This window comes from Ruthenibacterium intestinale (assembly GCF_040096265.1).
Lineage (GTDB): Bacteria > Bacillota > Clostridia > Oscillospirales > Ruminococcaceae > Ruthenibacterium > Ruthenibacterium komagatae.
Genome location: NZ_JBBMFA010000071.1, coordinates 1 through 22,034, shown reverse-complemented (window position 1 = coordinate 22,034; position 22,034 = coordinate 1). Strand labels below are relative to the sequence as shown.

At 58.0% G+C, this 22,034-nt stretch carries 22 protein-coding genes, 1 other RNA gene and 1 pseudogene; 3 read left to right on the top strand and 21 right to left on the bottom strand.

Annotated features, from left to right (window positions below; all coding sequences use genetic code 11):
• Window positions 1-152 precede the first annotated feature (152 nt).
• The 5 genes from WMO24_RS05425 to WMO24_RS05405 all read right to left on the bottom strand — a co-directional run bounded on the left by WMO24_RS05425 (window position 153) and on the right by WMO24_RS05405 (window position 5,193).
• Window positions 153-797: an acetyltransferase gene (locus WMO24_RS05425; RefSeq protein ID WP_349215305.1), complete on the bottom strand. Its 645-nt coding sequence runs from the start codon at window positions 795-797 to the stop codon at window positions 153-155.
• Entirely contained in the window at window positions 782-2,269 is a 1,488-nt protein-coding gene (locus WMO24_RS05420) for a glycosyltransferase family 2 protein (RefSeq protein ID WP_349215304.1), read from the bottom strand. Before WMO24_RS05420 ends, WMO24_RS05425 begins: the two co-directional genes overlap by 16 nt.
• A gap of 22 nt (window positions 2,270-2,291) precedes the next feature.
• Entirely contained in the window at window positions 2,292-4,352 is a 2,061-nt protein-coding gene (locus WMO24_RS05415; protein WP_349215303.1) for a glycosyltransferase, read from the bottom strand.
• A gap of 312 nt (window positions 4,353-4,664) precedes the next feature.
• Window positions 4,665-4,865, bottom strand: a non-coding RNA gene (gene ssrS, locus WMO24_RS05410) — 6S RNA.
• 22 nt (window positions 4,866-4,887) lie between these two features.
• Entirely contained in the window at window positions 4,888-5,193 is a 306-nt protein-coding gene (locus WMO24_RS05405) for a DUF1292 domain-containing protein (RefSeq protein WP_349215302.1), read from the bottom strand.
• 185 nt (window positions 5,194-5,378) lie between these two features.
• On the opposite strand from WMO24_RS05405, the gene WMO24_RS05400 reads away from it, so the two are divergent.
• Genes WMO24_RS05400 through WMO24_RS05390 form a run of 3 tightly spaced genes read left to right on the top strand, consistent with a single transcriptional unit; the run spans window position 5,379 to window position 8,141 of the window.
• A complete protein-coding gene (locus WMO24_RS05400) occupies window positions 5,379-6,143 on the top strand; it encodes a peptidylprolyl isomerase (RefSeq protein ID WP_349215301.1) in 765 nt (254 codons plus the stop codon).
• A gap of 37 nt (window positions 6,144-6,180) precedes the next feature.
• Window positions 6,181-7,710: a cardiolipin synthase gene (cls, locus tag WMO24_RS05395; protein WP_349215300.1), complete on the top strand. Its 1,530-nt coding sequence runs from the start codon at window positions 6,181-6,183 to the stop codon at window positions 7,708-7,710.
• 17 nt (window positions 7,711-7,727) lie between these two features.
• Window positions 7,728-8,141 carry a DUF3842 family protein gene (locus WMO24_RS05390; protein WP_349215299.1) on the top strand — a complete coding sequence of 138 codons (414 nt, stop codon included), beginning with the start codon at window positions 7,728-7,730 and terminating at the stop codon, window positions 8,139-8,141.
• A 53-nt stretch (window positions 8,142-8,194) separates the two neighbouring features.
• Here WMO24_RS05390 and ruvX read toward each other — a convergent pair whose 3' ends face one another.
• The 16 genes and pseudogenes from ruvX to WMO24_RS05310 form a co-directional block, all read right to left on the bottom strand.
• On the bottom strand, window positions 8,195-8,626 hold the full coding sequence (gene ruvX, locus WMO24_RS05385; RefSeq protein WP_349215298.1) for a Holliday junction resolvase RuvX: 432 nt from the start codon (window positions 8,624-8,626) through the stop codon (window positions 8,195-8,197).
• A 31-nt stretch (window positions 8,627-8,657) separates the two neighbouring features.
• Window positions 8,658-10,139 carry a uroporphyrinogen-III C-methyltransferase gene (cobA, locus tag WMO24_RS05380; RefSeq protein ID WP_349215297.1) on the bottom strand — a complete coding sequence of 494 codons (1,482 nt, stop codon included), beginning with the start codon at window positions 10,137-10,139 and terminating at the stop codon, window positions 8,658-8,660.
• Window positions 10,140-10,151: 12 nt separating this feature from the next.
• Window positions 10,152-10,907, bottom strand: a complete 756-nt coding sequence (locus tag WMO24_RS05375) for an ABC transporter ATP-binding protein (RefSeq protein WP_349215296.1) — start codon at window positions 10,905-10,907, stop codon at window positions 10,152-10,154.
• On the bottom strand, window positions 10,904-11,902 hold the full coding sequence (locus WMO24_RS05370; RefSeq protein WP_349215295.1) for a FecCD family ABC transporter permease: 999 nt from the start codon (window positions 11,900-11,902) through the stop codon (window positions 10,904-10,906). The genes WMO24_RS05375 and WMO24_RS05370 overlap by 4 nt, the downstream gene beginning before the upstream one ends.
• Window positions 11,889-12,845 carry an ABC transporter substrate-binding protein gene (locus WMO24_RS05365; RefSeq protein ID WP_349215294.1) on the bottom strand — a complete coding sequence of 319 codons (957 nt, stop codon included), beginning with the start codon at window positions 12,843-12,845 and terminating at the stop codon, window positions 11,889-11,891. Before WMO24_RS05365 ends, WMO24_RS05370 begins: the two co-directional genes overlap by 14 nt.
• Window positions 12,846-12,896: 51 nt before the next feature.
• Window positions 12,897-13,571: a precorrin-8X methylmutase gene (locus WMO24_RS05360; protein WP_349215293.1), complete on the bottom strand. Its 675-nt coding sequence runs from the start codon at window positions 13,569-13,571 to the stop codon at window positions 12,897-12,899.
• On the bottom strand, window positions 13,568-15,061 hold the full coding sequence (locus tag WMO24_RS05355) for a cobyric acid synthase (RefSeq protein WP_349215292.1): 1,494 nt from the start codon (window positions 15,059-15,061) through the stop codon (window positions 13,568-13,570). Before WMO24_RS05355 ends, WMO24_RS05360 begins: the two co-directional genes overlap by 4 nt.
• Entirely contained in the window at window positions 15,062-16,114 is a 1,053-nt protein-coding gene (cobD, locus tag WMO24_RS05350; RefSeq protein ID WP_349215291.1) for a threonine-phosphate decarboxylase CobD, read from the bottom strand.
• 11 nt (window positions 16,115-16,125) lie between these two features.
• A complete protein-coding gene (cbiB, locus tag WMO24_RS05345; RefSeq protein WP_349215290.1) occupies window positions 16,126-17,094 on the bottom strand; it encodes an adenosylcobinamide-phosphate synthase CbiB in 969 nt (322 codons plus the stop codon).
• Window position 17,095: 1 nt separating this feature from the next.
• Entirely contained in the window at window positions 17,096-17,689 is a 594-nt protein-coding gene (locus WMO24_RS05340) for a histidine phosphatase family protein (protein WP_349215289.1), read from the bottom strand.
• Window positions 17,686-18,024, bottom strand: a complete 339-nt coding sequence (locus WMO24_RS05335; protein WP_349215288.1) for a bifunctional adenosylcobinamide kinase/adenosylcobinamide-phosphate guanylyltransferase — start codon at window positions 18,022-18,024, stop codon at window positions 17,686-17,688. Before WMO24_RS05335 ends, WMO24_RS05340 begins: the two co-directional genes overlap by 4 nt.
• 1 nt (window position 18,025) lies before the next feature.
• Complete coding sequence (locus WMO24_RS05330) at window positions 18,026-18,799, bottom strand: adenosylcobinamide-GDP ribazoletransferase (RefSeq protein ID WP_349215287.1); 774 nt, start codon at window positions 18,797-18,799, stop codon at window positions 18,026-18,028.
• Entirely contained in the window at window positions 18,796-19,326 is a 531-nt protein-coding gene (locus tag WMO24_RS05325) for a bifunctional adenosylcobinamide kinase/adenosylcobinamide-phosphate guanylyltransferase (protein ID WP_349215286.1), read from the bottom strand. Before WMO24_RS05325 ends, WMO24_RS05330 begins: the two co-directional genes overlap by 4 nt.
• Complete coding sequence (gene cobT / locus WMO24_RS05320) at window positions 19,326-20,399, bottom strand: nicotinate-nucleotide--dimethylbenzimidazole phosphoribosyltransferase (protein WP_349215285.1); 1,074 nt, start codon at window positions 20,397-20,399, stop codon at window positions 19,326-19,328. Before cobT ends, WMO24_RS05325 begins: the two co-directional genes overlap by 1 nt.
• Complete coding sequence (locus tag WMO24_RS05315) at window positions 20,396-21,757, bottom strand: cobyrinic acid a,c-diamide synthase CobB (RefSeq protein WP_349215284.1); 1,362 nt, start codon at window positions 21,755-21,757, stop codon at window positions 20,396-20,398. The genes cobT and WMO24_RS05315 overlap by 4 nt, the downstream gene beginning before the upstream one ends.
• Window positions 21,754-22,034: pseudogene (locus WMO24_RS05310) on the bottom strand (cobalamin biosynthesis bifunctional protein CbiET); the annotation flags it as partial. The gene WMO24_RS05315 and the pseudogene WMO24_RS05310, both read right to left, overlap by 4 nt.

The following is a 22,034-nucleotide window of genomic DNA, read 5'->3' as shown; positions in this document are numbered from 1 at the left end:
AGCTGCTGCAGGCAGTATAGCACACCCCTTCATGCAGCCGCAATCCTTCCTGCGCATATGGTAAAAAGTGTCTGCAAAAAAACAGGCCGCCAAACGGCGCACGACTTCCCCGCTCGGGAAAAGCCGCGCCGCAAAGCAAGCCTGTTTTTTGTTTATTCTTTTCTGCGTGCCGGGGTCCCCACATAGGTACCCGAGACCGTCAAATCGCGCACCACCGTTGCGCCTGCTCCCACTACGATTCCCGGGGCAATTCGAATCTGTTCAATGATCGTCGCTCCAGCCCCCAGGAACACGCCGTCTCCGATCTCGCAGTTTCCGCAAATGGTGACACCCGGGCTGACCGTTACAAAGTCGCCCAAAACCGTATCGTGCGAAATCGTGCTCCCCACGTTGACAATGGTATGTCTGCCCAGTTTCACATCCACTGTGCAAAGCGTATTTTCACATAGCAGGCTTCCCTCGCCGATTTCGAAATTTTTTCCCGTTACCGCACTGGCGGCCTGAATTGTCGCCCAATGCAGATGCGACGCCTGTGCCAGACGCTGCGCCAGGGCGCGCCGCCCGCCGCAGGTGCCCATCGGCATGATGGCCCACACATCACGAGGCCAGCTCAAAAGCGCATCCACGGTTCCCAATACCGGCAGTCCGTACACGCTTGTACCCTGTTTTTCCGGCGTATCGTCCACATAGCCCAAAAGCTTCCATGTCCGATCGCCCTGCCGGACAAGCCGCTCCAGCATCCACACGGTTTCCCGCGCAAATTTGCCCGCACCAATGATGATCAATTCCTGTTCCACGGCCAACCTCTTTTCTTCTTCTGCGCCTGTTCCTCTGCCCTTGCCTGTGCCTGCTCCAGCTCCAGATCCCGCTCCGGCACAAATGCGTCCCATCTTTCCAGCGCCGCCTGAAGATCCTGTCCAAGATAGGCCTTCAGATGGACTTTCCGCACGGACAAAGGCGTCTCAAAGAACAAAAAGTATTGCGGGCGCATACAAGCAAATACGTCCACTTTTCCGGACCATTGCGCTCCGCTTTGCAACTGTTCGGTGTATTCCCGGCCGTCGCATTTCAGGCACACCACTTTTGCGATGGCGCTGTGCCACTGACACAAATCAATGCGAAGCGCATCCATGGGACTGCCGTCCAGCTCTGCATCCAATTCGAACATTCCGTCAGGAGATAATTCATAAGCTGCAGATACGCTGTTTTCCGGCAAAAATGTCGTTCCCCTCCAGTAAAAGATCGTCTCATTTTTACTCAGCTTACCGTCTGCCTGACTGAGGATGTGAAACACGTTGTTGGCGCGCGTTTCTTCCACGTATTGAGGGAATCCATACCCGTAGAAATTCTTCAGGTTCTCGGCCGCAGCCGGGTCATTCAGCAGATCAAACAGCACTTCCAATGCCAGCAGCTTCAGAGAATCGGTGCTTCCCTCTTCCAAGAAAATTCGTGCGGCAGCAAAGCGCGGTTCTGCTCCCGCCGGTGTTACATAACGCTGCGCCTGCGGAAACACCCGCAGCAAATCGTCCATGGTCAACTCAAAATAGGGCCTGTAAATGAACATCAATTCCAAGTAGGAGCGACGCTGATTTTTAATTGTGTTCGCACTGGTGTTTTTTTCGCCGCTCAGGACCCGGTAACAGGTGAGTTTTTCCGGCATAATATAAATTTCCTGGGTTTTGCAAAGACGAATCCACTTGCAAAGATCCGGACCCTGGGCCAGCCCGTCCAAAAACAAGCCGCATGTACGATACAACTGCCGGCGGATCAGGACACTGGGATGACACAGTGCATTTCCTTTGTAAAAGAACGTATTGAGCCATTCATACCGTGTTCTGTTTTTCGTTGCGAAACAATTGGTATAGGTATCCTGAATCTCAGGCGAGCGAACCTCGCCGGTCTCATCGATGATATCCACCCCGGTGAACACCGCGCCAATCTCCGCATGTTCATCCAGAAATGCAACCTGCCGCTCCAGTTTTTCCGGCCGCCACATATCGTCCGAATGAAAGACCGCCACGTATTCTCCGGTTGCTTTTTCATCCATCACCCGAAACGCATGTTCCGGCCCCATGCGCACTTCGTTGCGCACCGCATGGATGCGCGGGTCCTGATAGCGGCAGATTCTCTCCCAGGAATCATCCTGAGAACAATCGTCCACAATCAAAAACTCCCAATCCGTAAAGGTCTGGTTCATCACCGACCGGATGGCTGCGTCAATAAAAGCTCCATGATTGTAAGACGTCAACAAAACCGTTACTTTTGGCATCAAAACTCCCCCTCGATCGCTTTTATCTGCGGCCGCGATGAATCAGTTTCCAGCACAAAGACCTGCGCGAAAGCTGAATAAAGCGACTCAGTTCCTCTTCGGTCGCCTTGTCCGGATTCGGTGCCGGCGGGCCTACCCGGTTGCACAAATTTTTCACCGCATCCAGACACCAGTTGACTCCGTCGGCGCCTTTTTCAAATACAACGCTGAAAAAGCGCAAAACGATCAGTACAATGCCCCCCAGCAGGCCGACGATCCCCCGCACGATATGGGGAAGGAGTCTGAGAGGCAGCGTTGCGCGCCAGGTACTGCTGGCGCGGATCTCTTTTGCCGCAGCACGCAGCTTCTCCATCTCCTGTGCCTTTTCTTCGTCCGTCCAGAACGTCTTGCCGGACGTTTCATCCGGTCGCCACAAAAGCCCGTATACGTCCTGTGCCGTGACAACGCCTTTATAAGACGCCATTTTTTCAAACACCTGCGCACGGTACTGGCCAATGAAGCGATCCCTTTGCGCAAAAAGTTTCTGGTCTGCCGGCACCTTGTAAATGCTGGTGGCCTTATCCGCACAGGCAAACGACGCATGCGTCAAATAACGCATCCAGAGATCCCAGTCTTCCAATGCGTCCAGCGTCTCATCAAAGCCCCCGTACTCCAGAAAGAGCGAACGGCGGAAGAGCACTGCCTGGATGGGAACGGGATTCCGTGAAAAGAAATCGACCAGACGCAAATCTCCCGAATGATTTCGCTTTTCACGGTAAACGAACTTCGTCAAATCATCCGGGTCTGCCTCGCAAAGGCCTTCCACCGAGCCCGCCGCAAAAAAGCTGCAATCCGGATTTTCTTCGATCAGACAGGCCATCACTTCCAGATGATCCGCAAAGAAATAATCATCATCATCCAAAAAGCAGACATATTCCGTTGTTGCTTTTTCCAGGCCCACATTTCCGGCCCGGCATCGCCCCAGCGAGGCGCACGCCGGAATATATTCCAGATCCAAACGGTCTTGAAATGCCCGGACCGCAGACTCTGATACCGGATTCTCGCCGTCTTCCACCACGAGCACTTTGAAATGCCGGTACGTTTGGTTGCACAGACTTTCCAGCGTCATGCGAAGAAGCTCCGGCCGACGATAGGTTCGGATAATTACGGTGATATCCGGTTGTCCCGCCGGGAAGTGCGATTCGTAAAAAGCGCCCTGCTTTGCAAATTCATAGTCGAACTCCAGGAAGGACGGGCGGAACCGGGAGGGGCACACCACATTTTTTTGAAATTCCCGGTATGCTTCCTTATGGGCTTGAATCCTCGCCATCTGCTTGTGAAAAACAGCATGGGTCTGCTCATTGTTCTCGATGCGCTCTTCCACCAGTCTGTACAGCTTTTTCCAGCTGTGGAGATCCTGTCCATCGCCATACTTATAGCGCAGCACAAGATTGCCCGCAACGCTTCCCGCCAGCTGTGTGGGCTTTTCCTCGCCCGCTGTACGATACGCGTAATGATGGATGACCGCGGAAGGAACATACATTAATTTGTAGCCCAATGCCCGAATATGCCAGGAGAGGTCCACGTCTTCCGCATACATGAAAATACTCTCGTCAAATCCGCCTGTCTTTTCAAACACTTCCCTGCGCAGCACAAAACAGGCCCCGCTGCACCAGGAGGTCTCCAAGGTCACCGGATCATAATATTTCGGATGCTCGTAGGGGAACTGACGCAGCTCGAACGCGCCGAAGTCAACGGGCGCCTGCTCAATGGCGCGGTCCAGATTTTGGAACGCATCCGGGTCGATCTCTGTATCCACATTGCAGAAAAAGACAAAATCACCGTTGCCGGCACGTGCCGCAGCGTTGCTGGCACTGCCGAACCCCAGATTTTCCTTTTGCGGCAGAACGCGAATCTCCCGAAAAACATCCCGGTATTTTTCCGCCAGGGCGTACGCCGCAGCCAGAGAATCGTCCTGCGAAGCATTGTCGGCAAAGTACAGTGCAATTTTTCTGCAGTCATAGTTCACCGCAGCAATTGCCTCCACACACGCCGTCAGCCATTGGCTGGAGTTATATAGTGCAAAACAAAGATCATAAGTCATATTCAGGACCTCCCGTTGAAGTGAAAATTCAGCCCATGCTGCGGTCCGTTCAAAAGGAAAGCCGGAGCAGTGGGAGACGAATCCATCCTGTTGTCTCACCGTCCGGCTTATCGATTGCATAAAACTGTTTTGAACGCCGGAATTTCCGGCATCTCATTTTATCAGGACATCAACGATTGTATTATATATTTTTGTGATTGTTGCGTCAACATTCCCGGCCAGCGGGTGTCTGTCCGCCGCAGCCGGTGTGCTGTTTTCGCAAAAAAAGAGCCGGCACAAAGTACCAGCCCTTTTCGTTTTGTGATTTGTAAAAACAAACCCACCCTGCCGTCTGTGCACACCAAAACCTACCGTAATGGCAGGTGGGTGCCCTGCCCAAGTTTCACGCTCCCTTCCTCCGCTTGCGGCCGAAGCCGGGCGGGAGGTCTGCGATCCCCTTGCGGACCCCGGGCTCCCGTTGATTGGTTAGTAGGATTATATATGAACACAACAAATCGTACAGGGCAGGCTGGTTTTGCACTGCCGCGAACTGCTTTTACAGTTCGATGTCATACAGTTCCTCGAGGCGTGCGGCGAACACTTCGCTGACTGCCGCCAGCTCTTCGTCGTCATCCACAATGTCCAGGAACTCTTCTCCGTTTTCTTCCACGGTGCGCATGATGACCACTTGCGCATCCTCTTCCAGCATTTTTTCCGGATCCGCCACATACGGAACCACCGCCAGATAGTGCTCGCCGTTGTAATCGGCTGCGTCAATCACTTCACACTCGTGCTCTACACCCGCTTCATCTTCCAACGTGATCAAATCGGGAGTGTAATCCAAATCTTCCTGATTTTCCATTTTTTCTCCTTCAGCAGGCTTGCCCGCGTATCTTTTTCTGTCTTTATTTTACCCAATCACACTGCCTGCGTCAAGCCAACCTTACAAAAAACACAATGTGAAAATCTTTTCTCGAAGTCTACTTCTATCCTATAAAATATGCTATACTAAAGAGGAATATTCCTTTTTCGAGTGGCGGTGATTCCATGACCAAACGTATTTTTCTTGTGTGCCTTGCGCTGGTTTGCCTGGTTCTGACCGGCTGCGGCGGAAAGCAGGGCTTTGCGGGCAGCAGCCGCAGCCCCGTGGAAAGCAGCGAGGAACAGCTTGCGCAGCCTTCTCAGGACACACCGGTGGCCGTGCTCTCCACCAGTATGGGAGATATTTTTATCGTTTTGTTCCCGCAATATGCACCCATGGCGGTGGAAAACTTTGAAGGTCTTGCCCAGCAGGGGTATTACAACGGAAACATCTTTCATCGGGTCGTTGCAGATTTTGTGATTCAAACCGGCGATGCGACGCAATCCGGCACCGGCGGGGCCAGCATCTGGAACAACAATGCTTACCCGAACGAATTGAGCGACAAGCTGCACCACTATTCCGGCGCTGTGGCGCTGGCCCGTGCGGCGGACGGTTCTGTGGGTAATTTGAGTCAGTTCTATATTGTGCAGACACCCGAAGATTCTGTAGATAAAACCGCAGCGGAAGAAATGGTCGCTTCCGGTGTTCGTCAGGAGGTAGCCGACGCCTACCAGAGCGCGGGCGGCGCCCCTTATCTGGACGGACAGGACACCGTGTTCGGTCAGGTGTACAGCGGTATGGACGTTGTGGACGCCATTGCGCAGGTGGAGTGTGACGAAAGCGGCCGTCCGCTGGAACCCGTCACGCTGAACAGTGTTACCATCACCACCTACGGCGCGCTTCAAACGCAAGCGACCTCTTCCCCCTCCGGCAGCACTCCGAGCGCCTGAGCTGCCTTTTTGAAAGGAAATCCCTGTGAAAAAGCTTTTGAAATTTCTGACTTCCCGCACCTTTCTGTTCATGGTGCTGATTCTTCTGCAGCTGATCATTCTGGTCGCGCTGCTGCTGGAATTCAGCCGTGTCGGATCGGTTCTCTATCTCCTGCTCACCATTTTGAGCGTGCTTGTCATGCTTCCGATTCTGGAGTACGCTGACATCAACCCCGCCTACAAACTGATGTGGCTTTTGCTGATCATTGCAATGCCGCTTTCCGGCGCGGTGTTTTACATGCTTCTCGGTTCCCGGGGAATCCGCCCCAAGAAGGCCGCTCAGTTTGCGGACATTGAGCACAAGGCGGCAGCGGCCGTTCAGCCCGACGGATGTGCCAGCCGTGCGCTGAAACAGTTTGACCGGGGATTGGAACGCAGCGTGGATTATCTTTCCACCTATGCGGCCTCCCCTGTATATCAGGCGACGCAAAGCCGCTACTTTGCCACCGGAGAGGAATTCTTTCCGGTGTTTCTTGAAGAACTGCGTCAGGCGCGCCGTTCCGTTTTCATGGAATATTTCATTATTGAAGAGGGCGAGATGTGGAACCAGACCCTCGAGATTCTGAAAGAGAAAGCCCGGCAGGGATTGGACGTTCGTGTGATTTATGACGGAGTGGGCAGCATGTTTACCCTTCCTCTGGACTACGATGAACAGCTGCGGGCCATGGGCATCAAGTGTTATGCCTTCAACGGGCTTCATTTTTCCTGGCACTTAACGGACTACAAAATGCTGAACAACCGGGATCACCGAAAAATTGCGGTGATCGATGGCGAGATCGGATTTTCCGGCGGTTTGAACTTTGCGGATGAGTACATCAACCGCAAAGAGCGGTTCGGTTACTGGAAAGACACGGCCTTCATGCTGAAAGGCCCTGCGGTTTACTCGCTTTCTCTGACATTTTTGCGCATGTGGGATTTTGTGGCGGGCACCGAGACCAATTTCCGGTCGTATCTGCCCGTGAACCGTTTTGAAGAAGAAGAGGGATTCGTACAGCCTTACTGCGATTCGCCTCTGGACGGAGAAAACATTTCGGAAAATGCCTATCTGAACGTGCTGCAGCAGGCCAAGGACTATGTATATCTCACAACCCCTTACCTGATTCTGGACAATGAGATGGTCACGACTTTATGCCTGGCGGCCAAAAGCGGCGTGGATATTCGCATCATCACGCCGGGCATTCCCGACAAATGGTACGTGTATTACGTCACACAAAGTTATTACGCTACCCTGCTGAAGGCCGGGATTCGGATTTACGAGTACACACCCGGATTTATTCATGCCAAAATGTACCTCAGCGATGACAAGCTGGCCATTGTAGGCAGCGCCAACATGGACTACCGCAGCCTTTATCTTCACTTTGAAAACTGCTGCGCATTTTATGGCGGGCATATGCCGCACGATGTGAAACGGGACATTTTGCGGACCATGGCCCAAAGCCACGAGGTCACCTTGCAGGAGGCGCAGAGCGCGCCCCTTTACAAATGGGTCGCCCAGATTTTTCTGCGGCTGTTCGCGCCGCTGATGTGAGAAAGTGAGGAACCACCATGAAACGAATTGTTGTGATCGACGGCCAGGGCGGCGGGTTTGGCCGCACCCTGATTGCGGCCCTGCGGTCCGCCGGTGTTCAGGAAGAAATTATTGCAGTGGGCACCAATTCTGCCGCCACCAGCGCAATGTTGAAAGCGGGCGCCACAGCGGGCGCCACCGGAGAAAATGCCGCCGTGGTCAATGCCGCGCGGGCAGAGATTCTGGCCGGTCCCATCGGCCTGGTGATGGCCAACAGCATGCTGGGCGAATGCAGCCCCGCCATTGCCTGCGCCGTGGCCGAGAGCCGGGCCCAGAAAGTTCTGATTCCCGTTTCCAAATGCGGCGCGTGGATTGCGGGACTTCCCGAAAAGCCTCTGGCAGCTTACATATCAGACGCTGTTGCATTGATTCTGGAGCTTTTGAAACAATGAAAAAACGATCCGGCAGACATCTGCCGGATCGTTTTTTTATTTTGAATCATCTGTCAGGACTGGCTTTTCTGCAAATTGTGGCGATAAGCCATATAACTCTCCAAAATTACAACGGCAGCCACCGAATCCAGCACCTGTTTACGTTTTTTGCCAAAGGTGCCGTTCTCCGTCAAAATACTGGCGGCAGTTACGGTCGTGCTTCTCTCGTCCCAAAGTTCTACAGGAATGGGAACGATGGCTTTCAGGGTATCGGCCAGTTTCCGGCATTTCTGCGCGCGGGCGCCCTCGGTGCCGTCCATATTGCGGGGAAGGCCGATCACGATCATGCCCGCCTCAAATTCCCGGCTTGCGTAAACAATTTTTTCCGCCACCTTGGCAAAGCTTTTTTCTTCAATGGTGCCCACCGGGCTTGCCAAAAACTCCGTGCGGTCGCACACGGCCAGCCCCGTGCGCGCATCGCCGTAATCAACGGCCATAATTTTCATATACTCACTCCAAGCATTTATTCTTTACTCATTATACAAAACCTGCCCGGTTTTGCAAGTCCTTCAAAATACACGCGACCACCCCATCTGCCGAAATGTCCTCTGCCGTCAAAAAACAGCGGCGTCCGCAGGCCGAAAGAGCCCCGGCGGTCACCGGCCCGATGCACACACACTGGGCGCTTTCTTCCGGCGCGCCACAGGCAGCATACCAGGCTTTGACACCTTCCGCACTGCCAAAGACCAGATAATCCACCTTTGCATCGGACTGAAGGGGCACAAAATCTGTGCGGTACAGGCTGCATTCCTGAACCGAAAAGCCCTGTTCTGCAAGTTCTGTGTACAATTCAGGGGTGCTGTTGGCAGAGCGAAACAAAAAAATCGGTTCAGCCTTCTCTGCCGCTGTGCTGAGCGCGCCGGCCAGCGCCTGACTTGTGGCAGGATGCGCCACAAGATCGGCCGTGATCCCATGCTTCTGCAACGCCTGTGCCGTAACCGGGCCGATTGCCGCAAAACGGCACTGCGCCAGACGGCGTACGTCTGTTCCGCTTTTCAAAAGGCGCTCGAAGAAAATCTCTACGCCGTTTTGGCTGGTGAAAACTGCCCAGCCGGAAACTTTGGTGAAGGCGGCAATGCCTTCATCCGGTTCCAATGACTTCACACGGCCAGCCATCATGTGCACCGGCCTTGCGCCCAGCTTCAGCAGTCTTTCTTCCAGACGGCGCGTGAAAGAGGCGGTTCCCACAAGGCCCACACGCACACCGGCCAGCGGGCGCGGATCACCCTCGTACAAATTCATGGCCGCGGTCTCGCCTACCACGATGACCGCCGGTGCCTGCACATCCGCCTGACGCACCTTTTCCGCAATGTTTTTCAGCGTCCCGCGCACAACGGCCGGGTGCGGTGCATTCCCGCCGGAAACAACGGCCGCCGGCGTACTGCCGGCCTTGCCCGCTTCCATCAGCCGGTTGGCAATGCGCTCCAGCTGGCTCAGCCCCATCAAAAACACCAGGGTTCCGTTCAGATTTGCCAGCGTATGCAGGGACTCCGGCAAGCTGTCCTCGCTTTGTGCCGTGTGCCCCGTAATCACATGAAAACTGCGGCTGAGGCCCCGGTGTGTGACCGGGATGCCCGCTGCGGCCGGAACCGCAATGCACGAGGAAATGCCCGGCACGATCTCGCAGGGAATCCCCGCCTGGTGCAGCGCCTGAACCTCTTCCCCGCCGCGTCCAAACACAAAGGGATCGCCGCCTTTCAGGCGGACGACGGTTTTTCCCTCACTGCCCAGGCGCACCAGCAGCGCATTGATTTCCGGCTGCGGCATGGAATGACGGCCGCAGCGCTTACCCGCCGGATAAAGTTCCGCCTGTGCCGCCTGTTCCAACAGCGCCGGGTCAATCAGGTCGTCGTATACCACTGCATCACAGGTCTGCAGCAGCCGCAGCCCGCGCAGCGTAATCAAATCTGCGCTGCCGCAGCCCGCCCCCACCAGATAAACAAAGCCCTTTTTCTCCATGCGGTTTCTCCCCTATTCACAAAAATACTGCCATGTGCCGTTTACACACACACGGCAGACATGCACGCCAAACACCTTGTCCAGCGTTCCGCTTTCATATACATGCAGCGGAGTATCCACCTGGACCAGCCTTCCCTGTGACAAAAGAGCCACCCGGTCTGCCGTGCGCAGCGCAAGACACAGGTCGTGGCTGACCAGAACCACTGCTTTTCCCGCTGCGGCCAGGTCTTTGGCCGTGCGCATCACCTCCATCTGGTGGCGCACATCCAGCCAGGTGGTGGGTTCATCCATAAAAATCGTCTTCGTCTGCTGCGCCAGCGCCATCGCCAGATAGATTTTCTGCCGCTGGCCGCCGCTGAGCTCCTCCATGCGGCAATGGGCCAGCTCCAGCGCATCTGCCTGCTGCAGCGCCCGGTCCACCGCCTCGTGATCGCTTTTGCGGTAACGGCGCGGGAATGGCAGATACGGGAAGCGGCCGTGCAGCACCATGCGCCGCGCTTCGATGTTGGGAATGCCGCGGCTCTGTGCCATATACGCCGCCCGGCGCGCCACCTGCACGGGCGCAAGTTCTGACAAGGGCGTACCATCGTACAAGATCTGCCCTTCCAAAGGCGGCAGAAGCCCCAGCGCAGTTTTTAAAAGCGTGCTTTTGCCACACCCGTTGGGGCCCAGAAGCACCGTGACGTTTCCCTCGGGGAAACAGAGATCCACATGTTCCAGCACCGCATGTTCCCGGTAACCGGCGGTCAAATTCTGCAATTCGATCATGCGTGGGTCTCCTTTCTGCGGAACAAAAGCCATAAAAAGAACGGTCCGCCCGCCAGCGACAAAACAATGCCCACCGGCAGTTCATACGGGGCAAACAGCGTTCGCGCGGCCACATCACACAATGTCAGAAGCGCCGCTCCCACCAGTGCGCACCCCGCCAGCAGGCGGCGGCTCTCACCCCCCACCAGACGGCGCACCATATGGGGGGCGACCAGCCCCACAAAGCCCAGCAACCCGGCAAAACTGACCGCCGCACCGGCCAGCGCTGCGGCCAGCGCCAAAAGCAGCACACGCACACGGCGCACCCGAAGGCCCAAGCTTTGCGCCATGTCCGTTCCCAAAGCCAGAACATCCATCTCGTGGGCCAGTGCCAGGGCGGTAGCCAGGCACAGCAGAATGACCCATGCCGCGGGTGCAATGCGGTCCATGGAGACGTTGGCCAGACCGCCGATGCGAAAATCGGAATAACCGATCAACGAGTCCGGAAATACGGTGAGCACCGCGTCGATCCCCGCGCTGAACATGCCGGAAATCGCCATGCCGGCCAAGACCAGCGTAATGCGGGAGGCACCTGCTTTTTCCGCAATGAACAGGACCAAAAGCACACCGGCAAATGCACCGGCGAACGCCGCCGCAGGCACAACGTTCACCGCCGTGGGAAGCACGGCACAGCACAGCGCCACACCCAGCCCCGCGCCGGAATTGACACCGATGATATTGGGTGCGGCCAGCGGGTTTGCCAGCACCGTTTGAATGATCGCACCGGAAACCGCCAGTGCTGCCCCCGCCAGCAAACAGCCCACTGTGCGAGGTACCCGCACATACAGAAGAATGGACGCGGCAGAAGCATCCCCTCTTCCGCACAAAACCGCCAGCAATTCCCGCGGTGACAGTGCCGCCGCGCCCAGGCAAAGGCTCAGCAATGCCGCCGCGATCATCCCTGCCGCAAGCAGCAGGAAGCATGGAAATATGCCCCGAGTGTCATTCCTGTCCATACAAAATCTCCGCCAATCCCTCATAGGCCTCGCCCCAGCGGGCGTTGGGCTTCACATTATACAGCTGCTGGTCCATGTAGTAGCATTTGCTCTGCTGCACAGCACGCAGCTGCTGCCAGGCTGGATTGGACAACACCGCTTTTTCCAGCGTCTGGCGTGCTTTTTCCTGGTCGCTGCCCTGCAAAACAATGAAAATACATTCCGGGTCCGCCTGCAAGATGGCCTCCATGGAAAGAGTTTCCAAAAGAGACTCGTCGCTGTCTGCAATGTTGGTGCAGCCCAAATCAGCCAGCATTTCTCCCAGCACGGTGTTCTGGCTGTTTTTCACCTTGCAGCTGCTGCCGGTAGCGCGCAGATACAGCACCGTGGGACCCTGTTTGCCCTGGGCGGAAGCAATGGCCGCATCCACCTGCTCTTGCACAAGCGTGCCGTACTGTTCATACCGGTCTTCGCAGCCTGTGATGCGGGTGCAAATCTCCAGCATCCGCAGATAATCCTCAAAGCTGCTTACATCGAAATAAGCGGTGGGGATACCGGCATTTTCCAGTGTTGGCATCAGTTCCACGTCGGCCGAAGTCTTTGTGCTGGCAAGCACAAAATCCGGCTGTGCCGCCAGCAGGGTCTCGGCACTGGGTTCGCTGACCTTGCCCAGATCGATCACAGACTCGTCCAAATCCAAATCAAACTGCGTCCATGTGTCATCCGCCGCAGCCACCAGCGTATCCTTGCCGCCCGCAATGCACCAAACATCTGCAAAACTTCCAATCAGTGCGGCCACCCGCTTGGGCGAATCCACTGTGACGGTCCGCCCCAAATCATCGGTAAACGTAACCGAATCGGCCTGCGCTGCAGATGCGCTCTGTGAACTTGGCGCCGCCGTCCCACAGGATACAAGCAGAAAAAGTGAAAGCAGCACACAAATAAGCAATCTGTGTTTTTTCATTGGTCGTTCCCCCACCGTTTGTTGAAATTTTCAAATGTTTCGCTTTTCCGGTCAGCCTTTCCAGCCTCTTTGGGCCGGGTCCAGCGCATTGGCCGCGGTATACAGCAGTGCGTTGCAGACTGCCGCTGCCACATTGCTGCCTCCCTTGCGCCCCATTGCAGCGATGACCGGAACACCGGCCGCTTCGCACGCGGAAAAAATGCGCTCTTTGCTCTCCACCACGTTCACAAAGCCCACAGGGACCGCAATGACCAGTGCCGGCCGCAATCCTTCCTCAATCAATTTTTCCAGCCGGAACAGGGCCGTGGGCGCGTTTCCCACCGCAAACACCGCACCCGGGTGAAGCTGCGCCGCTTTTTGCATGGCGGCGTCTGCCCGCGTGGTATTTTCCTGTACTGCTGCGCGTGCCACATCTTCGTCGGCCATATAGCAGTATGCACTGCAGCCCAGCTTTTTCAGAGTCGGCTTACTGATGCCTGCCAGCGCCATGTTGGTATCTGTTACAAGAACGGCGCCGCGTCCCAGTGCTTCCACCCCTTTGTCAACCGCCCCCGGTGTGAAACACAGGTTCTTGGCATAGTCAAAATCCGCAGTGGTGTGGATCACCCGCTGCACCACGGCTTCGCACCCGGCCGGTACCTGAATGCCCCGCTCGGTCAGTTCGCCCTGTATGATGGCCATGCTGGTCCGCTCGATATCGGCAGGAAGTACATGCCTTTCGTTCAAATCTTCTCATCCTTTCCCGGCGCAAAAGCGTCCATCATACGGTACAGCGCAGGAATATCCAGCGAGGAACGCACCGCGTCCGCCAGCAGATCATACTGACGTTCCTTGTAATCCGCATGACTTTGCAAATGTGCATCCAGCGCGTTCAACCCTTTGCGCGCCAGAAGCCAGTCTGCCATTTTTTCAGTCAGTTCGCCTGTGTCAAACAGGCCGTGAAGATAAGTCCCGAACACATTGCCACAGACCGCGCCTTCTTCCGTTCCGTTTTCCAGGCGGCAGAAAGGACTGACTCGGCCGCTCCGGGTCCGCCCCATGTGAATTTCGTATCCGTCCAGCCGGGCACCCGCAAAGGGGCCCGCCGCAATGCCCTCCACACGGGTGCGAACCTTTCGCCCCGAAAAACAGGTGTCGCAGGGCAGAAGCCCCATTCCTGCCATCGTGCCGCCCTGCTCCACACCTTGCGGGTCTGCAAGAGAGCGTCCCAGCATCTGATAACCGCCGCACACGCCCAAGACCGGCGTGTCCGCAGCCGCCAGCTTTTTTACTGCAGCTTCCAGACCGTTTTGACGCATCCATGCCAGGTCTGCCATGGTGTTTTTGGTGCCCGGCAGCACCACCAGATCCGGCGTTCCCAGCGCCTGCACTTTTTCCACATAACGAACCCCCAAAGCCGGATGACTTTCCATCGGAGAAAAATCGGTAAAATTGGAAATGTGCGGCAGACGAATCACCGCGATATCCACCGGCCGGTTTTGAAAGCGGCGTTCCAAACGGGTGGAAAGACTGTCCTCATCGTCGATGTCCACGCGCGTATAGGGAACGACCCCCAGCACCGGCAGGCCTGTCTTTTCTTCCAGCATGGTCAGGCCCGGGCGCAAAAGTTCCACGTCTCCGCGAAACTTGTTGACCACCAGCCCTTTGATGCGTGCACATTCCTCCGGTGCCAGCAAAGCCACCGTGCCGTACAGCTGTGCAAACACGCCGCCCCGGTCGATGTCCCCCACCAAAATCACCGGTGCGTTCACCTGCTCGGCCAACCCCATGTTTACAATGTCGCCTTCCCGCAGATTGATTTCCGCCGGGCTGCCTGCCCCTTCGATGACAATGATGTCGTTTTCCGCCGCCAGGCTTCGGTAAGCTTTCAAAACCTGCGGCAGCAGGGTCTTTTTCAGGCGGTAATATTCCGCCGCACAATACTGCCCCTGCACCTCGCCGCAAACAATCAGCTGACTGCCGGTATCGCTGCTGGGCTTGAGCAAGATTGGGTTCATGCGCACGTCCGGTTCCCGGCCGGCGGCTTCCGCCTGCGCCACCTGTGCACGCCCCATTTCCAGTCCGTCCCGGGTAATGTAACTGTTCAGCGCCATATTCTGGCTTTTGAACGGTGCCACCCGCCAGCCATCCTGATGAAAAATGCGGCAGAGCGCCGTCACCAGCAGACTTTTTCCTGCGCCGGACATCGTTCCCTGCAGCATAATACAGCGGGCCATTCACAGCACCTCCTCAAGCGTTTTTAAAAAAGCGTCGTTCTCTTCCCGTGTTCGGACAGCCGCGCGGTACCACCCCGGCCCCAAGCCCGGATAGTTGTCGCAGCGCCGCACGAGAACGCCTTTGTTCCGCAAAGCCGCGCCCAAATCGGTGCGCGGATGAAAAAACAATAAATAGTTTGCCTCTCCCGGTACCACCCGGCAGCCAAGCGCCAGCAGTTTCTCCCGCATGCGGGGCCGCTCGGCAGCAATCAGGGCGCGCAGCTGTTCACTGTACGCCTTTTCATCCAGCGCGGCCCGTCCCGCTGCCTGCGCGGGGGTGGATACCGCCCAGGGCTGTCCGCACAGGCGCATACGTTCCAGCAGCGCTTCGTCCGCGCAAAGCGCATAACCCAGACGAAGACCCGCCATGCCGTACCACTTTGTAAATGCGCGCAAAATCAAAAGCTTCGGATGGCCCGCCAGTTCGTTCAGCAGCGTGTGCGCAGCCGGGTCGTCCAGAAATGCATTAAAGCATTCATCCGCCACCAGAAGCGTTCCGCATTGGGCGCACCGTTCCAGAATCCGCTGCAAAAGCGGCCGGGGCGTGGTTCGACCCGTTGGGTTATTGGGTTCACACAAAAACAAAAGATCCAGCCCGGGGTGAATCCGCTCCAGCAAAGCTTCCGTCACAGTGAAGTCTGTTTCTGCGTCCAATGTGAAAGAACGGATTTCGCAATCCGACGCGCGCAGCGCCTGCTCATATTCGGAAAAGGTGGGTGCCGTGACAAGCGCCGTGCGGCCCCGCATGGCCAGCGCCAGCCGAAAAATCAGGTCCGCAGCACCATTGCCGCACAAAATCCATTCTGGCGGGACGCCCAGCGACGCGGAAAGCTTTTCCCGCAGAGCTCGGCACAGCGGGTCGGGATAGCGATCCGCCTGTTCCAGCGCTGCTGCCGCCGCCCGGCGCACCCCTTCGGGCAGCCCCAGCGGACTGACGTTGGCCGAAAAATCCAGCGGCATGGCTCCGTACTCCTGAACGAACCCTGCCCAGTCGCCTCCATGTGGCAGTTCCATTTCCATCCTCCTCAATGCATCCATCCCCACAGCGCGGCCCGAAGCCCAATCCAGCCCAGCAGACACAGGGCGCCCGCCATGTACATCATGTGGTTTGCCCGCAGAATGTCCGCCGGTTCCACCGGACGCAGTACGTCGCCGATGGTGGGTTTCTCCACCCGTTTTCCGAAATAGGAAGCAGGCCCTGCCAGCTGCACACCCAGCGCACCCGCCATGGCTGCCTCGGTCTGGGCCGAATTGGGGCTGGCGTGATTGCGCCGGTCTCTGCGCCAGATGCGCAGTGCATTTTTTCCGTTTTGTCCCGTGAGAGATGCTGCCGCGATCAAATACAGCGCCGCCAAACGGGAGGGAAGATAGTTGACCGCATCGTCCAGTCTGGCTGCGGCGCGGCCAAAAAATAAATAGCGGTCGTTTTTATACCCCACCATACTGTCCATGGTGTTCACGGCTTTATAGCAAAGCGCCAGCGGAGCACCCCCCAGCAGCATGTAAAAGGCAGGCGCCACCACACCGTCGGAAAAATTTTCCGCCACGGTCTCCACCACCGCTTTTGTCACACCCTCTGCGCTCAATGCCTGCGTGTCTCGCCCCACAATTCGGGAAACCGCGCGCCGGGCATCGTCCAGCGTGGCGCCCGTCAGCGCGTTGTACACCTTGCGGCTTTCATCCCGCAGGCCCCGCATGGCCAGTGCCTGCCAGCACCAGACCGTCTCCAGCGCAAAGGCGGCCGCCGGATGGATGCGGCCGCACAGCCACAGCGCCAGCGCACTCACCGCCAGCGTCCCCAGAGGCAGTACCGCCGCCAGCACCGCACCGGCCGCCAGCTGGCCGCCCGAAGATTTTGGGAAAAGCCTGCGCAGCGGCGGTTCCAGTACAGCGATCAGGCGCCCCATTCCCACCACGGGGTGCGGCATCCAGGCAGGGTCTCCCAGTGCGAGATCCAGGCAAAACCCCAGCAGGGCCGCTGCTGCAATGTTCATGTTATTCCTCCTTCGCGTAGGACACCTCACGGACCAGGTCCAGAACCTGTTCCGAATGCCAGCGGCCGGTGTCCAGCACAAAACCGGCGGCATTGCCCGCACACCAGCTGTAATAGTCCCGGCGGGGGCGGGCATATCGTTCCATCACAGCCATCTGTGTTCCCCCATGGGCCAGAATGACCAGTTCTTCTCTTTGCTGGGCAAGCGCCCGGTCCACCAGACCGGCAAAAGCAGAACAGGTGCGGGCGGAAAACTCCGCCCGGTTTTCACCGCCCGGGCAGCGGCCCAGGCAGTCCTCTCCCACCCAGGCGCGATAATCCGCATCGTGCTCCATTTCCACATAATTGCGGCCTTCAAAAATCCCGAAACACATTTCCCGCAGCGCTTCCACCGGAATAAGACGTGCATCGGGGAAGAGAATCCGTGCGGTTTCCACCGCTCGGGAAAGGGGCGAAACATAAACTTCCCGGGGAGAAAAATCCGCCTGCCGCAGCGCCGCACGCCCTTTTTCCGACAGAGGGATATCCCGCTGACCCTGATAGCGCTTCTGTTCGTTGTACAGCGTTTGGCCATGGCGCAAAAGGTAAATCTTCATTCCGGCCGTTCTCCTTTCAAAAAAATGGGCAATCCGCAGAACATCCGGACCACCGTATCGGCACGCTGTGCCAGAAGACAGGCCAGACGGCCGGCGTTCTCCCGCGCTGCGCGCTGGTCAGGGTCCACCGGGACCACGCCGCCCCCCACTTCGGTGGTGATGACGATTTCATACTGCGCCAGACGGTCAGCCAGCGCTTCCAGATCTTCGCAGGCAGCGGCCAGTTCCTGCACATTCCAGACGGCCCTGCACCCCAGCTCTTCCTGCGAACAGTTCAAAATCCGGCGCGCATAATCCCGTTTCCCGCTGTACAACGGCCCTGTGATCAGGATCATATCACCACTCCTCTACCATCTGGCAGACAACCAGCGCCGCCAGCATCCAAATTTCCGTTTTCTGCAAAAACCATCCGGCCAAATCTCCGGAAATGCCGCCAAATTCTTTTTGGGACATTCTGCGATACCGCACAAAGACCAGTACAGCCGCCAGCACCATCCCACCGCCGCACAGGCCTCCCGCCGCCACAAGGCACACCGCCAGAAGCACGCACAGCGCTGTCAGAATGCGCCGCACCGCCAGCCGGTCGGCAGCAGTGGCAAAGGTGTGGACAAGGCCCGTAGATTTCGCCAGGGGGAACCAGGCCACCGCCAGCCCGGAGAGCGCCCGCTCCAGCACAAACCCAAAGCCCATGCACAGCGCATCCCGCGGGGTACAGCGCACGGCCGCACACAGCCCCAGATATGCAATAAAATAGGTGCACAGCCGGATGAGCGCAAACGCACCGCAGCGCGGGTCCTTCAAAATCTCCTGCTTTTTTTCCGGCGAGGCACAGCTGGCCAGCGCATCACAGGTATCGGCGTATCCATCCAGATGAATGCCGCCGGTGACAAACACCGGAATCAGGCACAGCCCCGCTGCGCGCAAAAGGCCCGGAAAGGAAAAGTGTGCCGCCGCCACAGCCCAGCCCCACCATGCCAGAGCGCATACCGCTCCTACCAGCGGAAAGGCGCACAGCGCGTACCGCATATTTTTTTCGTTCCACACAGGCTGCGGCACCGGCACCGCTGAAAACATGGCAAACGCCACCGCGATGGTCTGCCAAACGATCACAAAACTCGTCCTCCCCGTTTATAATAGTGCGGAATTCCGCACACCACTTCGCAAACTTCGTCCGCCCGGGCAGCCAGCGCCCGGTTCACCTGACCCAATACCCGAAGATACGTCTCCGTATCCCCCTGATAGTCGCTGCCGCCGCTGAACACGTCGCCTGTAACCACCACCAGCACACTGCACTGCGCCAGAAGATTTTCCACCCCGTCCAGCACAGCCTGCACGGTGTTCCGGCCGGCACCGCCCGGCGCGTACAGCTCGTTGGCCGTCAGGTTGCTGATGCATTCCAGCAGAACCGCGCCCGAAGACGGCAGCCGAAGGCCGGACAGGTCCATGGGACATTCCAGCGTCTGAAAGCCTTTGCCGGCGCGCAGCGTGCGATGCCGTTCCACACGCGCACGGCACTCGTCGTCAAAGATCTGCATGGTTGCCACGTAAAACCGCGGCTGTGTGCCGGCCTGCAAAATCAGTTCTTCCGCAAAGCCGCTTTTGCCGGAGGCTGCGCCCCCTGCTACCAGTGTGAACATCAGGGTTCCTCCTTGCCGCTTTGCGGCGTATAGGCTTCGATGCCGCCCTCGTCAAAGGTATAGCACTCCGCATAAACCGCCCGGGCCATGTCCAGCAGCGGCATGGCTGCCACCGCGCCCGTTCCCTCGCCCAGGCGCATCTCTGCCGTGATCAGCGGCCGTTTGCCCAACTTCTCCAGCAAAAGGCGGCCCGCCGGTTCCGCCGAGACATGGCTGGCCAAAACCGCCTTGGAGGCATGCGGGCACAGACGCACAGCGCACAGCGCCGCCACCGTGCTGATAAAGCCGTCGGCCAGCACTGGAACACGGTATGCCGCACCGCCCAGAAAAACACCGCACAAGCCGGCGATATCAAATCCGCCCACCTTGGCCATTACATCCAGCGCATCGGACGCATCCGGACGGTTGCGGGCGATGGCACGCTCAATGGCAGCTATTTTCCGCGCAAGGCCCGCATCCGACAGGCCGGCGCCCCGGCCTGTCATCTCTGCAGGGGACCGGCCCAGAAGCACACTGGCCACCGCACTGGAAGTGGTGGTGTTTCCGATGCCCATTTCCCCGGTGGCAAGCAACCGCACGCCCCGCTCTGCACACTGTCGCACAAGGGTCGCTCCCGTCAGGACAGCCTGTTCGGCCTGCGCACGGGTCATGGCAGGACCGCAGGTGATGTCCGCCGTGCCGTTTCCCACGCGCCGGTCCAGCACGCCGGGCACCGGGGAAAAATCAAGAATCCCCATGTCCACCGGGACCACATCGCATCCGGCCACTGCCGCCATGCGGCACACGGAAGTGCGCCCCGCGGCCAGATTTCGCGCCACAATGCCGGTCACACTGCTGTCCGTCTGCGTGACGCCCTGCGCCACCACGCCGTTGTCCGCGCACAACACCAGCACTGCCCGGGGAGAAAGCTCGATCTGCGGAGTTCCGGTGAGAGCGGCAATGTCCTCCAGTGCCGTTTCCAAAAGGCCCAGACTTTCCAGCGGCTTGGCGCAAGCCGCCCAGTTCCGGTGGGCCTGCGCCCGGGCGTTTTCGTCCGGCGGGGTGATTTGATTCAAAAGTTCCCGCAGATTCATGGATTTTCGCTTCCTTTTCGTCTATAATTCTCTGCCGCCTGCACAAAACGCTCTGCCAGAACCGGCGCGCCCGCGGCATACAAATGGGGAAAGCCCGCATACAGCGTGGGGGTGGCAAAACCAAACGCCCATTGACGCTTTGCGGTCGGCTTGTGCGCAGTCAAATCCGCACCGTTCTCTGTGGAATCCCAGTAGTGGAATTCGTGCACGGGAAAATGTTCACCGGCACGGAACAACAGGCTGTCCCTGTCAGCGGTCACCTGCGCATATCCAAAGCGCACCAGCCGGTCTTTCCGCACACCGCTGCCCGGCAGAGCGCCTGCCATGGGAAACGCCGTGCCATCCTCTCTCTCCAGCTGTCGGCCCAAATACAAAAAGCCGCCGCATTCCGCCACGGTGGGCATTCCCTGTTCCACAGCCCGGCGCACTGCTCGGCGCATGGCCACGTTGGCGGACAGGCAGTCTGCATACAATTCCGGATAACCGCCGGGCAGGTACATTCCACCGGCATCACGCGGAAGCTGTTCGTCCCGCAACGGGCTGAAAAACGCAAGCTCCGCACCCGCTTGCCGCAGGGCATCCAGCGTCTCTTCATAGGCAAAGCAAAACGCCTCGTCCCGTGCCACGGCAATGACTGCGCGTGCCGCCGGGCGGGTGTGCGGCACTGCCGGGCGGGCGGGACGCCGGCACAAAGAAAGAAGCCGGTCCACATCCACCGTTTGTTCCAGCTGTCGGGCCAGCACATCCATCCGGGCGGAAAGATTTTGGATTTCCCCAGCGGTCAGCAGTCCCAGATGGCGGCTTTCAAAAACGGCTGCGGGCATATGCGGCAAAAAGCCCAGCACCGGCAGGCCCGTCTGCTGCTCCAGCATGGGTGTCAGGCTCTGCGCCAGCATGGGCGCACAATCGTTGAGCAGAATGCCCACAATGCCGCTTTCCCTGCGAAACGACAACAGGCCCTGAATCTGGGCGGCCAGCGTCAAACTGGCGCCACGGGGACGCACCACCAGCAGAACCGGCAGCTTCAATGTGTGTGCCACATGCCATGCGCTGGCTCTGTCCGTCACACCGCCCACACCGTCGTAAAAGCCCATCACGCCCTCGGTCACAGCTGCTTTGTGACCGGCGGCATACCGGGCATAAAGCGAAGAAAGGCGCGTTTCATCACACAAAAACAAATCCAGATTGTGACTGTCCACTCCCAGAACAGACCGGTGAAACATGGGGTCGATATAATCCGGGCCGCACTTGAACGCACAGGGCGCCATGCCCCTTTTTTCCAGCGCTGCCAGCAGCGCGCAGGTGACCGCCGTTTTGCCGCTGCCCGAAGACGGCGCGGCCAGCATACACTCTATCATGAACAATTCCCCGCAATCAGAAAAATCGGGTTGTTGGCTGTGAGCAAATGCAGCCCGCCTGCGGGACGTGTGCGGCTGACGGCGATTTGGGTCACCTGCGCCGTCAGGCCACAGGCCGTCAGCGCCGCAACCGCTGCGCTCAGCGTCTCCAGCGCGATGGCAGAAATGCACAGACGTGCCGCCGGGTTGCGCGCCAGCACCGCACGCACCACCGCAGTCATTTCGCCCTTGGTGCCGCCAATGAACACCACATCCGGCGCTGGCAGATCTGCCAGCG

What these genes read in the sequence shown, in the direction of transcription:
- WMO24_RS05400 (WP_349215301.1), top strand. Translation starts at nt 5,379, where the DNA reads ATGACCAAACGTATTTTTCTTGTGTGCCTTGCGCTGGTTTGCCTGGTT.
- WMO24_RS05315 (WP_349215284.1), bottom strand. Translation starts at nt 21,757, where the DNA reads ATGATAGAGTGTATGCTGGCCGCGCCGTCTTCGGGCAGCGGCAAAACG.
- WMO24_RS05375 (WP_349215296.1), bottom strand. Translation starts at nt 10,907, where the DNA reads ATGATCGAATTGCAGAATTTGACCGCCGGTTACCGGGAACATGCGGTG.
- WMO24_RS05370 (WP_349215295.1), bottom strand. Translation starts at nt 11,902, where the DNA reads ATGGACAGGAATGACACTCGGGGCATATTTCCATGCTTCCTGCTGCTT.
- WMO24_RS05420 (WP_349215304.1), bottom strand. Translation starts at nt 2,269, where the DNA reads ATGCCAAAAGTAACGGTTTTGTTGACGTCTTACAATCATGGAGCTTTT.
- WMO24_RS05335 (WP_349215288.1), bottom strand. Translation starts at nt 18,024, where the DNA reads ATGATCCTGATCACAGGGCCGTTGTACAGCGGGAAACGGGATTATGCG.
- cobT (WP_349215285.1), bottom strand. Translation starts at nt 20,399, where the DNA reads ATGAATCTGCGGGAACTTTTGAATCAAATCACCCCGCCGGACGAAAAC.
- ruvX (WP_349215298.1), bottom strand. Translation starts at nt 8,626, where the DNA reads ATGAAAATTATGGCCGTTGATTACGGCGATGCGCGCACGGGGCTGGCC.
- WMO24_RS05415 (WP_349215303.1), bottom strand. Translation starts at nt 4,352, where the DNA reads ATGACTTATGATCTTTGTTTTGCACTATATAACTCCAGCCAATGGCTG.
- cobD (WP_349215291.1), bottom strand. Translation starts at nt 16,114, where the DNA reads ATGGAACTGCCACATGGAGGCGACTGGGCAGGGTTCGTTCAGGAGTAC.
- WMO24_RS05390 (WP_349215299.1), top strand. Translation starts at nt 7,728, where the DNA reads ATGAAACGAATTGTTGTGATCGACGGCCAGGGCGGCGGGTTTGGCCGC.
- cbiB (WP_349215290.1), bottom strand. Translation starts at nt 17,094, where the DNA reads ATGAACATTGCAGCAGCGGCCCTGCTGGGGTTTTGCCTGGATCTCGCA.
- WMO24_RS05405 (WP_349215302.1), bottom strand. Translation starts at nt 5,193, where the DNA reads ATGGAAAATCAGGAAGATTTGGATTACACTCCCGATTTGATCACGTTG.
- WMO24_RS05325 (WP_349215286.1), bottom strand. Translation starts at nt 19,326, where the DNA reads ATGTTCACACTGGTAGCAGGGGGCGCAGCCTCCGGCAAAAGCGGCTTT.
- WMO24_RS05365 (WP_349215294.1), bottom strand. Translation starts at nt 12,845, where the DNA reads ATGAAAAAACACAGATTGCTTATTTGTGTGCTGCTTTCACTTTTTCTG.
- WMO24_RS05355 (WP_349215292.1), bottom strand. Translation starts at nt 15,061, where the DNA reads ATGGCCCGCTGTATTATGCTGCAGGGAACGATGTCCGGCGCAGGAAAA.
- cobA (WP_349215297.1), bottom strand. Translation starts at nt 10,139, where the DNA reads ATGGAGAAAAAGGGCTTTGTTTATCTGGTGGGGGCGGGCTGCGGCAGC.
- WMO24_RS05340 (WP_349215289.1), bottom strand. Translation starts at nt 17,689, where the DNA reads ATGAAGATTTACCTTTTGCGCCATGGCCAAACGCTGTACAACGAACAG.